The sequence below is a fragment of the Pseudomonas sp. DF11 genome (assembly GCF_058148565.1).
In genome coordinates this window covers 160,990-172,727 of the sequence record NZ_JBYVYN010000002.1, presented here as the reverse complement: position 1 = coordinate 172,727, position 11,738 = coordinate 160,990, and the positions used below count along the sequence as shown (strand labels likewise).

11 protein-coding genes are annotated in these 11,738 nt (G+C 61.8%); 5 read left to right on the top strand and 6 right to left on the bottom strand.

Translation table 11 applies throughout. The annotated features are described in order from the left end of the window. Positions 1–4 precede the first annotated feature (4 nt). The gene (locus AC30D9_RS07415) at positions 5–1,795 is read right to left on the bottom strand and encodes an ATP-binding protein (RefSeq protein ID WP_134922202.1); all 1,791 of its coding nucleotides are present in this window, start codon (positions 1,793–1,795) and stop codon (positions 5–7) included. A gap of 10 nt (positions 1,796–1,805) precedes the next feature. Further along, positions 1,806–3,152, bottom strand: a complete 1,347-nt coding sequence (algB, locus tag AC30D9_RS07410) for a sigma-54-dependent response regulator transcription factor AlgB (RefSeq protein ID WP_003196247.1) — start codon at positions 3,150–3,152, stop codon at positions 1,806–1,808. Between the two features lie 436 nt (positions 3,153–3,588). Here algB and AC30D9_RS07405 point away from each other — a divergent pair, with 436 nt between their 5' ends. From AC30D9_RS07405 to AC30D9_RS07385, 5 genes are all read left to right on the top strand, one after another. Next, the gene (locus AC30D9_RS07405) at positions 3,589–3,876 is read left to right on the top strand and encodes a hypothetical protein (RefSeq protein ID WP_134922203.1); all 288 of its coding nucleotides are present in this window, start codon (positions 3,589–3,591) and stop codon (positions 3,874–3,876) included. Positions 3,877–3,956: 80 nt separating this feature from the next. Continuing rightward, the gene (locus tag AC30D9_RS07400; RefSeq protein ID WP_003177151.1) at positions 3,957–4,121 is read left to right on the top strand and encodes a DUF1328 domain-containing protein; all 165 of its coding nucleotides are present in this window, start codon (positions 3,957–3,959) and stop codon (positions 4,119–4,121) included. Positions 4,122–4,123: 2 nt separating this feature from the next. Beyond that, positions 4,124–4,588: an inhibitor of vertebrate lysozyme family protein gene (locus AC30D9_RS07395; protein WP_307573033.1), complete on the top strand. Its 465-nt coding sequence runs from the start codon at positions 4,124–4,126 to the stop codon at positions 4,586–4,588. A gap of 704 nt (positions 4,589–5,292) precedes the next feature. Then, a complete protein-coding gene (gltP, locus tag AC30D9_RS07390; protein WP_490143797.1) occupies positions 5,293–6,624 on the top strand; it encodes a glutamate/aspartate:proton symporter GltP in 1,332 nt (443 codons plus the stop codon). Between the two features lie 310 nt (positions 6,625–6,934). Beyond that, complete coding sequence (locus AC30D9_RS07385) at positions 6,935–8,164, top strand: nucleoside recognition domain-containing protein (protein WP_134922204.1); 1,230 nt, start codon at positions 6,935–6,937, stop codon at positions 8,162–8,164. A gap of 5 nt (positions 8,165–8,169) precedes the next feature. Here the strand turns inward: AC30D9_RS07385 and AC30D9_RS07380 are convergent, their stop codons facing one another. Genes AC30D9_RS07380 through AC30D9_RS07365 form a run of 4 tightly spaced genes read right to left on the bottom strand, consistent with a single transcriptional unit; the run spans position 8,170 to position 11,687 of the window. Continuing rightward, positions 8,170–8,802 (bottom strand): ABC-type transport auxiliary lipoprotein family protein, encoded by a 633-nt coding sequence (locus AC30D9_RS07380; protein ID WP_307573035.1) that lies wholly within the window; start codon positions 8,800–8,802, stop codon positions 8,170–8,172. After that, entirely contained in the window at positions 8,799–9,737 is a 939-nt protein-coding gene (locus tag AC30D9_RS07375) for an MlaD family protein (RefSeq protein WP_490143796.1), read from the bottom strand. The genes AC30D9_RS07380 and AC30D9_RS07375 overlap by 4 nt, the downstream gene beginning before the upstream one ends. Position 9,738: 1 nt before the next feature. Further along, a complete protein-coding gene (locus tag AC30D9_RS07370; protein ID WP_490143795.1) occupies positions 9,739–10,542 on the bottom strand; it encodes an ABC transporter ATP-binding protein in 804 nt (267 codons plus the stop codon). Continuing rightward, a complete protein-coding gene (locus AC30D9_RS07365; protein ID WP_134922208.1) occupies positions 10,539–11,687 on the bottom strand; it encodes an ABC transporter permease in 1,149 nt (382 codons plus the stop codon). Before AC30D9_RS07365 ends, AC30D9_RS07370 begins: the two co-directional genes overlap by 4 nt. Positions 11,688–11,738: the final 51 nt, after the last annotated feature.

Sequence of the window (11,738 nt, the reverse complement as noted above, 5' to 3'; positions counted from 1 at the left end):
CTGCTCAGACCGCCAGCGCCATGTAGAACTGCGTGCCCTGCCCCGGCCTTGAATAAACGCCCATGCGCCCGCCGTGGAGCTGGACGATCTCCTTGCACAGCGCCAGGCCGAGGCCCGCGCCACCCTTCTTGCGTCCGACCTGGACGAAAGGTTCGAAGATCCGTCCCTGCTGGCCGTAGGCAATGCCTTCACCGTTGTCTTCGACACTGATGATCACCCGCTCGCCATGGCGTCGGGCCTGCAAGCGAATCTGGCCGTTTTCGGCAGTGTGGCGCATGGCGTTGTCGATCAGGTTATCGAGCACTCTGTCCAGCTGCGCGGCGTCGGCATGCAGTCGCGGGAGCGGGCCCTGGATCGCCACGAGGAGTTCGATGCCCTTGGCTTGGGCCTGTTCGGTAAAGCGCAGCCGGGCGGCTTCCAGCAGATCGTCGATGGAGCAAGGCGCCAGGGTCAGCTTTTGCAGGCCGTTCTGGTAGCGAGAGAAGTTCAGCAGGTCATTGATCAGTTGCATCAGCCGCTGCATTTCTTCCGTGACGGTGTTGAGCAGGTCCGCCTCGCGTGACTCCTCTGGAAAATGCAGGCGCTCCTGCAACAGGCCGAACGCCATGTGCATGCCCGTCACTGGCGTGCGCAGTTCATGGGAGGCACGCAGGACGAATTCGCTGCGCACCCGTTCGAAGGCACGTTGTTCGGTCACGTCATGCAGCACCATGACCGCGCCGAGGATGTGGCCCTGGGTATGGCTGACCGGCGTGAGGCTGTAAGTCAGCGCCCGCGACTCGCCATCGACTTCGATGCTCAGGTCTTCCGGCACGCGCTCCAGGCTTCCGCCGCGCAGGACCAAGTGCAACTCTTCATCCAGTTCAAGGCGTCCCAGCGCCTCGCCGAGTCCTTGGCCCAGGCGCGCCTCATCCCAACCCAATTGCCGCTGGGCCACCGGATTGAGGTGTTCCAGCCGGCCTTGGCGGTCGATCATCAGCAGGCCGTCGTCGATGCTGTCGAGCACGGCTTGCAAGCGTTGTTGGCCGGCGAGCAGTTCATCGACATTGGTGGCCTGGTGCTCGCGCAAGGCCTGGGCCATGACGCCGAAGCGGCGGGTCAGGAGATTCAGCTCGGCGGCGGAGGATATGGGCAGCGTGACCTCGAAATTGCCCTGGCCGATGTCGTCCGCCGCGGCCGCCAGCGCCTCGATCGGCGCGCCGAAACGCCGGGCAATGCCATGGGCGGTGATAAACCCGATGATCAACACCGCAAACCCCACCAGCCCCAGCAGTCCGGAAATCCACAGCGCCCGTTCACGGGCACGGTCCTGGGTTTCACTGATGTTGGTCAGGGCCTGGCGATAGCCCTCGATCAGCCCATTGCGCAGTACGTTGAATTTTTCGGTAAGGTCCTTGATGCCCGAGAGCTGGCTCGGCTGCTGGCGAGATGCGGTGAAGGCCTCAAGAAACTCAATGTAGTCGGCCTTGGCCTTACTGAAGCTGTTTGTCGACTCATCCAGTTCCCGTTCGTGGGCGATCCCCTCGTCGATCAACGCCAGGTATTGCTGTTTGGATGTCTCCAGAGCCGCGAGGTCGGGCTTGTCGTCGAGCATGATAATCAACTGATCGCCCAGGGTCTGGCGCAGCTTGAGGCCCAGGTCCAGCAGGATGAAGTTGTCGCGTACCGATTGTTCCTGGGTGTTGGCCATCTGCATCACGCTGACCAGGCCAAGCACCAGTCCCAGCAAGGCCACCGTGATCAGGGCCGAGATACTGAGAAACAGTCGTGTGCGCAGCTTCATCGCCAGTTTCATGAGGTGCTGCTCACAAGTTGTACTGCTTGCGTTTGCGATACAGCGTGGAGGCATCGATCCCCAGGGTCTTGGCCGCCTGGTCGAGGGTGTCGGCCGTGGCCAGCACCGCGCCGATGTGGGCTTTTTCCAGTTCGTCCAGGCTCAGGGCGGCGCCGATGCGCGGCGCATTGTTGACCGGTTGCTCGGCCATGCCCAGGTGACTGATTTCGACTTTTTCCTGGGGGCAGATGATGCTGGCGCGTTCGACCACGTTACGCAGTTCCCGGATGTTGCCTGGCCAACGATAGCCTAGCAGCGCTTCGCGTGCTTCGTCGCTGAAACCCCGGGCCGGGCGTGCGTATTCCTTGACGAAGCGGGCCAGGAAGCGGTCGGCCAGGGTCAGGATGTCTTCGGCGCGCTCGCGCAGCGGCGGTAGATGCAAGGTAATGACGTTCAAGCGATACAGCAGGTCTTCGCGAAAACGCCCGTCGCGCACCATGTCCTCGAGGTTGAGGTTGGTCGCGGCGAGAATCCGCACGTCGGCACGACGGGTGACCGGGTCCCCTACCCGCTCATATTCCTTGTCCTGGATGAAACGCAGTAACTTGGGTTGCAACGTCAGTGGAAAATCGCCGATCTCGTCGAGAAACAGTGTACCGCCGTCGGCCTGGTTGACGCGCCCCAGCGTACTCTCGCTGGCGCCGGTGAAGGCCCCGCGGCTATGGCCGAACAATTCGCTTTCCATCAATTCGGCGGTCAGTGACGGGCAGTTGATCGTTACGCAGGACTTTTTCGCCCGCTTGCTCCAGCCATGGATCGCCCGGGCCAACTCGCCTTTACCGGTGCCGGATTCGCCGAGGATCAGGATATTGGCATCAGTGCTGGCCACCTGGCGCGCGGTTTCCAGGACAACTTTCATCGCCGGGCTGTGGGAGTCGAGACCGTCCTTGGGCTTGCGCACCTCCCCTTCAAGGGCTTCGAGCCTGGCCGACAACTGGCGTACTTCCAGTTGCTTGGCGGTCGCCAGGCGCAATTGATCGGGGCTGCAAGGCTTGACCAGGTAGTCGGCAGCCCCGGCCTGGATCGCATCCACCGCCGTATCGACCGCCGAGTGGGCGGTGACGATGACCACGCGCATCCAGGGGGCCTGGATACGCATTTGCGCCAACACATCCAGGCCGTTGTCTTCGCCCAGGCGCAGGTCGAGGAAACACAGGTCGAACACCTGGCGTTGCAGCAGAGCGTCGGCCTGCGCGGCGCTGTTGGCAGTGGCAACGCTGTAGCCTTCGTCTTCCAGGCAGTATCGGAATGTACGCAGGATGGCGGACTCATCGTCTACCAGCAGAATGCGGCCTTGGTGCTCAGTGGCGGATTCCATTTTCCTACGCTCCTTTAATGATGATCTTGGTTAGTGTCAGAAAAATCGGGCAAGTTGCATGGTCGATTCTGAGGGGATATTACCCACGCAGTATGCTCCTGTGGACGTCTGACTCCTAAAAGACTGATTTGAGTTCCTTTTTTTATGATTCGTGTGGGTCGGACGGTTCGCATCGCTCATTCCGACAGTTACGTCTGACGGGCAATTCAAAAACACCCTAGCGAATTTTCTCCCTCATTCGTGCAATACGCACGACTCGCTTGAGGGCCATCGTGCAGGATGCGCTCCATACGGTGATTGGCTGTTTTGTAACTATATGATTTTAAAGGAGTTTATTAATGAAAAATCCTGGCACGCCGGCTGCAATGTCCTGATCAACGTGGCGTTTAGAGCGCCTCAACCAGATCACCGCACCCGGGTGGGGAGGAATTCCAGGATGAATCGTCAAAGTGCCGCCCAATTTCGATTTTCTTCTCTGCACATCCAGCAAGGCTTATGGGCAGCCCTGGCATTGCTGGTCACCCTCGTGATAGGCCAGCAATGGATGCTCTGGCAAGAGCGTCAACAGCCAGAGGCGCCACAGACGTTGATTCACCGTGCCCCACAAACCCATTTCAGCGCCGTCAGCAGTGTCGCGGAAGCCTCCGCTTCAATGCGCATGATGGATGTCGACCAGGCTCAGCCAATGGTCGATATGCCACGTGAAGAACGCTGGGTGTTTTAACCCGACGGACCGGTCGTCCATCGCGCCGGAACCATCACCGCCAGACCCTCACTAAATAGAAAAGCGTAAGGAGAATCACCATGTTGAGCTGGGCAATTACCTTCCTGATCATTGCCATCATCGCCGCAGTACTGGGCTTCGGCGGTATCGCAGGCACCGCCACGGGCATCGCCAAGATTCTCTTTGTCGTGTTTCTGGTGATGTTCATCGCTTCCTTCTTCTTTGGCCGTCGCGGCCGAGGCTGACCATGAGCGTGACATTCAAAGGACTGGCCGCCGCCCTGTTGTTGGGCGGCAGTGCCATGGCAATGGCTGCCAATGACGGACAGATGCGGGTCAATGAGTTACTCGCGGCGGACCCGCAATACCGCGAGACCTGGCAGCACGTCGTGAAAAAAGAAGAACGCCTGCCCGAATGGGTGATGAACCTGTCAGGCGATTCGCAACAGATGAATGCTGTCGAGGAAGATGGCGACAAGTACCTGGTGGGACCGTTGTGTGAAACCCAGGCGACATGTCGCAGCCAACGCTTGATCGTCGCCTTCAGTTTCGACAAGGACGAGGCCTACGCCCTGTGGGTGCAAGTCCCTGCAGGGCTGCCGGCCGACAAGTCGCCGACGCGTCATGCCGACTACCGTTTCCTCGGCAAGCCCGATGAAGGTATGCAGAATCTGTTAATGGAGCAACTCAAGAAAGATCCGAATTGGTACTGATTCTGAAAACGAGAAAAGCAGCCCTGTTTTTCTCTGCTGCACGGTCCGAGGAGGGCCAGTGCATGACCAGGGGGCCGGGACGTTCTGACCGATAAGGGTCGGAGTGACCTACGGGCACAGGGAGTGCCTGCGAAAGGGCCGGGTCAGGTAAAAGCTGCGACGCAGGTTCGCAAAGCCATCACGGCTGGGCGAACTTGCGTGGCGCTTTATGACGCAAGATACGTGAGCCAGAGCGGTTGATCGATTGGATGCCGCCAGCCGCCGCGCGATGCGGCATTTTGTCTCCTCCCGCCGATTTATTGCCCTTTCCCTGACCGTATATCGGAGAATGCCGGCGCGTTTTCTCCCATGGGCGGCGTCTCGATTCGCAGTCGTTTCATCGGTTGCCCCCGCCGGCGAGAGACGGCGCAGCTACGCTGAAATGGCCGGTTCACGGCACTTATGCCTGCATAAATGGCGTATTCGAGCCGGTTGGAATGCGGATTTCGCTTGAGAATTCTCATGCCGATTCGGCATAGGGTAGGCGTTTACGGCATTAGACGAGCCCCCCTTGCATCGCAATAGTTGCGCCTTTTTTCGCCTGCCAGTAAGCCGCTAATGCGCTCGGGGTGACCTTATACGGGGGCAGGGGCGCGATTGGTTTTCGTCATCGACGATTCCGTTCGTGCCCCCTGTCCGAGTCCAACTGAAGTAAGGGTAATGATATGAAGAAGGCACGACTAAGCCTCGCCTGGCAGATCCTCATCGGTCTGGTGCTCGGGATTGCATTGGGCGCGCTGCTCAACCATTTCAGTGCCGAGAAGGCCTGGTGGATCAGCAACGTGCTGCAACCGGCGGGCGATATCTTTATCCGTCTGATCAAGATGATCGTGATCCCGATCGTGATTTCCTCGCTGATCGTCGGCATTGCCGGGGTCGGTGATGCCAAGAAGCTCGGGCGCATTGGCCTGAAGACCATCCTTTACTTTGAAATCGTCACCACTATCGCCATCGTCGTCGGCCTGTTGCTGGCCAACTTCTTCCAGCCAGGCAGCGGCATCGACATGAGCACCCTGGGTACCGTGGATATTTCCAAGTACCAGGCCACCGCCGCTGAAGTCCAGCATGAGCATGCGTTTGTCCAGACCATCCTCAACCTGATCCCGTCGAACATCTTCGCCGCCGTGGCCCGTGGCGAGATGCTGCCGATCATTTTCTTCTCCGTACTGTTTGGCCTGGGTCTGTCCAGCCTGCAATCGGACCTGCGCGAACCGCTGGTGAAAATGTTCCAGGGCGTGTCGGAAAGCATGTTCAAGGTCACCCACATGATCATGCAATACGCCCCGATTGGCGTTTTCGCGCTGATCGCGGTGACGGTCGCCAACTTCGGCTTCGCATCCCTGCTGCCGCTGGCGAAACTGGTGATCCTGGTTTACGTCGCCATCGCCTTCTTCGCCTTCGTGGTGTTGGGCCTGATCGCCCGCCTGTTCGGCTTCTCGGTGCTCAAGCTGATGCGCATCTTCAAGGACGAGCTGGTATTGGCCTACTCCACCGCCAGTTCCGAAACCGTGCTGCCGCGCGTGATCGAGAAGATGGAAGCCTACGGCGCGCCGAAAGCCATCTGCAGCTTCGTCGTGCCCACCGGTTACTCGTTCAACCTCGACGGCTCGACCCTGTACCAGAGCATCGCGGCGATCTTCATCGCCCAGCTGTATGGCATCGACCTGTCCATCAGCCAGCAATTGCTGTTGGTGCTGACCCTGATGGTCACCTCCAAAGGCATCGCCGGTGTGCCGGGCGTATCTTTCGTGGTGTTGCTGGCGACCTTGGGCAGCGTGGGCATTCCCCTGGAAGGCCTGGCCTTCATTGCCGGTGTCGACCGCATCATGGACATGGCCCGTACTGCCCTGAACGTCATCGGCAACGCCCTGGCCGTGCTGGTCATCGCCCGTTGGGAAGGCATGTACGACGATGCCAAGGGCCAGCGCTACTGGAACTCCCTGCCGCACTGGCGCAGCAAAGAGTCGCTGCCGGCCGGGGAAACGTCCAGCCATTAATTCACAACCCTATGGGGGCTGCAGTGCGGCGATCCGACTGGCTCAAGAGAGAGGTTGGATGTGACGGCCCCTTCGCGAACAAGCCCGCTCCCACATTTGATCCGAGGTGAACACATTATTCATGAACACCTCGAAACCTGTGGGAGCGGGCTTGCTCGCGAAAGTGGCGACTCGGTCTTACTGATTGATCAAGACAGTTGTCCCAACAAAGTTCGCCGTTGGCAGAAACGACAAACCCCGGAGCAATCCGGGGTTTGTCGTTTCTGCCAGCCCCGCTATCATTCGCGGCATCTTCCGGGGGATTTAACCGATGCTCAATGGCCTGTGGCTTGGCTTCTTTATCGTGGCAGCCGTATCGGCGCTGGCGCAGTGGCTGATTGGCGGCAACGCCGGGATCTTCGCGGCCATGGTGGAAAGCATTTTCGCCATGGCCAAGCTGTCGGTGGAGGTGATGGTCCTGCTGTTCGGCACCTTGACCCTGTGGCTGGGGTTCCTGCGGATCGCCGAAAAGGCCGGCATCGTCGATTGGCTGGCCAAGGCCCTCGGCCCGCTGTTCCTGCGCTTGATGCCGGAAGTGCCCGCCGGCCACCCGGCCATTGGCCTGATCACCCTCAACTTCGCCGCCAACGGCCTGGGGCTGGACAACGCCGCCACGCCCATCGGCCTCAAGGCCATGCGCGCCCTGCAGGACCTCAACCCCAGCCCGACCATCGCCAGCAATGCGCAGATCCTGTTCCTGGTGCTCAATGCTTCGTCGTTGACGCTGTTGCCGGTGACGATCTTCATGTACCGAGCCCAGCAGGGCGCGCCTGACCCGACGCTGGTGTTCCTGCCGATCCTGATCGCCACCACGGGCTCGACCCTGATGGGGCTGCTGTCCGTGGCGTTCATGCAGCGCCTGCGCCTGTGGGATCCAGTGGTGCTGGCTTACTTGATTCCAGGTGCGCTGGCGCTGGGCGGTTTCATGGCACTGCTGGCGACGCTCTCGGCCACGGCCCTGGCCGGGTTGTCTTCGATCCTCGGCAACCTGACGCTGTTTGGCCTGATCATCCTGTTCCTGGTGGTGGGCGCCCTGCGCAAGGTCAAGGTGTATGAAGCCTTCATCGAGGGCGCGAAGGAAGGCTTCGACGTCGCCAAGAACCTGCTGCCCTATCTGGTGGCAATGCTCTGCGCCGTCGGTGTACTGCGGGCCTCGGGCGCGCTGGATTTCGGCCTGGACGGCATTCGCCACCTGGTGCAGTGGGCCGGCCTGGACACGCGGTTCGTCGATGCCTTGCCGACCGCCATGGTCAAGCCGTTCTCCGGCAGCGCCGCCCGGGCGATGTTGATCGAGACCATGAAGACTTCCGGCGTGGACAGCTTCCCGGCCCTGGTGGCGGCGACCATCCAGGGCAGCACCGAGACGACCTTCTACGTGCTGGCGGTGTACTTCGGCGCCGTGGGCATCCAGCGGGCGCGCCACGCCGTGGGCTGCGCGCTGCTGGCCGAGCTGGCGGGTGTCCTGTCGGCGATCGGGGTCTGCTACTGGTTCTTTGGCTGAGGCCGTCAGGGCGCCGGCGTTGCGAAACGCTGGCCCTGCTCCAACGTCCAGTTCACCACCTCGGCGGTCAGCCGATCACCGGCCCGGCCAAAGCCGTCCACCACCGCCGGTACTTTCGCATCGCCCAGCGGCTGGCGCACTTCAAAACGGCGGCTGGCCAGGATGCGCTGGTCGAACCCGCGCACCAGTAGCGCGTCCAGGCGAATCACCACGCTGGCCGCTGTGCCTTGGTATTCGGTCTGGAACGCCTGCAACTGCCCGCCCAGCTCCAGGTCTGCTTGCAGGTTGCTGTCGGCGACACTCAACAGCCTGACGCGTCCATCCTGGGCGAAGCCATCGAGCAGGCGGTTACGCAACAGCACCGGGGCCGGGTCGCTCCAACGCGAGGCCGCATAACTGCTGAACAAATTACCTTGGGGAATGACCGCGATTTTCGGGCTGTTGAGCACTTCGCTGGCTTGCGGGCTGGCCAGGCGCAACGACCAGTTGACCGGCACGCCAGGGGCGGCGGACGCCTGGGTGGCGGGCAGGCGATAGACGTCCGCGGGTTCGCTCTTGGGCAGGATCGAACAACCGGCCAGCAGGATGAATCCTGTCAGCAACAGGGCAGGGCGGACGAGTCGATGGGTCGGCTTCATGGCGTGAACTCCTTGTCCTTGTCGTTACCCAGCAAATAGCCGCTGGGGTTGGCGTCCAGGCGCCGGGATATGCCGCGCAGGGCACTCAGGGTTTCGCGCAGCTCGCGCACGGCCGGTGCCAGGGCATTGAGGCCCTGCATGCCGTTGTTCAGCGAGTCGCGGTTGTCGTTCAGCAGTTTGTCCAGGGTTGCCGTGCTGCGCGCCAGCGATTGCATGGCCTGCCCGGCACTGCCCACGGCTGCCTTGCCTTGATCGTCGAGCAAACCATTGGCGTTGCGCATCAACGCGGTGGTCTGCTCCAGCGTGGCGCTGGCCTGTTTGCCGATGGACGCCAGTTGCTGCATGGCCTGGCGAATGTCGCCGCGTTGCTCGGCGATGACCCCGGTGGTTTGCTCCAGGTGTTCGAGGGTGTTGCCCAGGCGTTGGACGTTGTCCGAGGAAAACACCTCGTTGGCGTTGTGCAGCAGCAGGTTGATGCTGGTCATCAAGTCATCGCTGTTGTTGAGCAGGCGGGCGATAGGCGAGGGCGCGGCGATGATCACCGGCGGTTCACCGTCGTGCCCCGTCAGCGCCGGGCTCTCGGGCGTGCCGCCGCTGAGCTGGATGATCGAGGTGCCGGTGATGCCGGTCAGGGCCAGCTTGGCCTGGGTGTCCTGCTTGATCGGTGTTTCACCGCTCAAGCGTATCCGCGCCAGCACCCGGCGCGGGTCGTTCGGGTCCAGGCGCAGATTGACGACGTCGCCGACCTTGATGCCGCTGTATTCCACCGAACTGCCCCGGGACAAGCCGCTGACCGCCTCGTTGAATACCACTTCATAATCCTTGAACTCGCTGTCCACGCTGGACTTGGCCAGCCATAAGCCAAACAGCAGGGCGGCGGCCACCACTATGACGGTGAACAGGCCGATCAGCACATGATGGGCTCGGGTTTCCATGTCAAACCTCGTTCGATTGTGTAGCGGCCGATAGCGCCGCGCGGCCGCGAGGGCCATGGAAGTATTCGTGAATCCAGGCGTCGTCGGTTTCCGACACCTTGTCGATGACATCGGCCACCAGTACTTTTTTCTGCGCCAGCACCGCCACCCGGTCGGTGATGGTGTAGAGGGTGTCCAGGTCATGGGTGACCAGGAACACACTCAGGCCCAGGGCATCGCGCAGCGTCAGGATCAACTGGTCGAACGCCGCCGCACCGATGGGGTCGAGCCCGGCGGTGGGTTCGTCGAGAAACAGGATGTCCGGGTCCAGGGCCAGTGCCCGGGCCAGGGCGGCGCGCTTGATCATGCCGCCGGACAGCGAGGCGGGGTATTTGTCTGCGGCAGAAAGTGGCAGCCCGGCCAGGGCGAGTTTCACCGCCGCCAGGTGCTCGGCATCGGCGCGGCTGAGGCCGGCGTGTTCGATCAGCGGCAGGGCGACGTTTTCTGTCACGGTCAATGATGAAAACAGCGCGCCTTTCTGGAACAGCACGCCAAAGCGCCGCTCCACCCGCGAACGTCGTTCCAGGGGCAGGTTCGGCAAGTCCTCGCCGAACACCCGCACGGAACCCTCGCTGGGCTGGTTCAAGCCGACGATGCTGCGCAACAGCACCGATTTGCCGCTGCCGGAGCCGCCGACCACGGCGAGAATCTCGCCCCTGTACACATCCAGGTCGAGGTTTTCATGCACGCTCTGGCGACCAAAGCGATTGCACAGGCCCCGCACTTGAATCACCGCCTCGCTGGGCGGCCGTAAAGGTTGGCTCACCAGTTCATCTCCATGAAAAACAGCGCGGCCACGGCATCGAGCACGATCACCACGAAAATCGACTGCACCACGCTGGACGTGGTGTGGGCTCCGACCGACTCGGCGCTGCCGCTGACCTTGAAGCCTTCCAGGCAGCCCACGGCGGCGATCAGGAAGGCAAAGATCGGCGCCTTGACCATCCCCACCACGAAATGCTGCACGCCGATGTCCGATTGCAGCAGTGACAGGAACATGGCCGGGGAAATACCCAGCGACAGGGCACACACGACCCCGCCGCCGATAATGCCCGAGAGCATGGCCAGGAAGGTCAGCATCGGCAGCGCCACCAACAGCGCCAGCACCCGTGGCACCACCAGCAACTCGACCGGATCGAGGCCAAGGGTGCGGATCGCGTCGATTTCTTCGTTGGCCTTCATCGAGCCGATCTGCGCGGTGAAGGCGCTGGCGGTGCGGCCCGCCATGAGAATCGCCGTGAGCAACACCCCGAATTCGCGCAGGAACGAAAACGCCACCAGGTCCACGGTAAAGATGCTGGCACCGAAATCGGCCAGCACGGTCGCCCCGAGGAACGCCACCACCGCGCCCACCAGGAACGTCAGCAGGGCGACGATTGGGGCTGCGTCCAGGCCGGTCTGTTCGATATGAACGACCATCGCTGTCATGCGCCAGCGCTTGGGGCGAAGCAGGTTGCGGGCCAGGGTTTCCAGGATCAGGCCGATAAAACCCAGCAGTTGCAGGGTGTCTTGCCAGACTTTGTCCACGGCGCGGCCGATGCGGGTCAGCAACTGTGTCATCACGCTGACCTGGGGCTCTTTCAGCGGCACACAGAAGTCCGTCAGCGAGCAATAGACCGTCTGCAACAGCGCCCGCTCGGCGGCCGGCAAGCTGCAATCGGGGTGTTCGGCGGTCTTGCCCAGCCGTTCGGAGCCCAGCAACTCCACCAGCAACGAAGCCCCGGCGGTGTCGAGGGCGCCGAGGCCGTTGAGGTCGATCAGGGTGTTTTCGTCGTATTGGCCGCGCAGCGAGTCGCTCAAGCGCTTGAGCTGCGGGTAGTGGGCCAGCGTCCAGTCGCCGCTGACCCATAGCTTCGCCGCAGAGCCGGACGTATCCAGTCGGGCAGTGCCGGTGTGGGATCCTGGGGTCATAAACTCCATGCTCGTTCGACTTGAACAGCGCTACCTAATAGCACGGCCGCG

What these genes read in the sequence shown, in the direction of transcription:
- AC30D9_RS07415 (WP_134922202.1), bottom strand. Translation starts at nt 1,795, where the DNA reads ATGAAACTGGCGATGAAGCTGCGCACACGACTGTTTCTCAGTATCTCG.
- algB (WP_003196247.1), bottom strand. Translation starts at nt 3,152, where the DNA reads ATGGAATCCGCCACTGAGCACCAAGGCCGCATTCTGCTGGTAGACGAT.
- AC30D9_RS07405 (WP_134922203.1), top strand. Translation starts at nt 3,589, where the DNA reads ATGAATCGTCAAAGTGCCGCCCAATTTCGATTTTCTTCTCTGCACATC.
- AC30D9_RS07400 (WP_003177151.1), top strand. Translation starts at nt 3,957, where the DNA reads ATGTTGAGCTGGGCAATTACCTTCCTGATCATTGCCATCATCGCCGCA.
- AC30D9_RS07395 (WP_307573033.1), top strand. Translation starts at nt 4,124, where the DNA reads ATGAGCGTGACATTCAAAGGACTGGCCGCCGCCCTGTTGTTGGGCGGC.
- gltP (WP_490143797.1), top strand. Translation starts at nt 5,293, where the DNA reads ATGAAGAAGGCACGACTAAGCCTCGCCTGGCAGATCCTCATCGGTCTG.
- AC30D9_RS07385 (WP_134922204.1), top strand. Translation starts at nt 6,935, where the DNA reads ATGCTCAATGGCCTGTGGCTTGGCTTCTTTATCGTGGCAGCCGTATCG.
- AC30D9_RS07380 (WP_307573035.1), bottom strand. Translation starts at nt 8,802, where the DNA reads ATGAAGCCGACCCATCGACTCGTCCGCCCTGCCCTGTTGCTGACAGGA.
- AC30D9_RS07375 (WP_490143796.1), bottom strand. Translation starts at nt 9,737, where the DNA reads ATGGAAACCCGAGCCCATCATGTGCTGATCGGCCTGTTCACCGTCATA.
- AC30D9_RS07365 (WP_134922208.1), bottom strand. Translation starts at nt 11,687, where the DNA reads ATGACCCCAGGATCCCACACCGGCACTGCCCGACTGGATACGTCCGGC.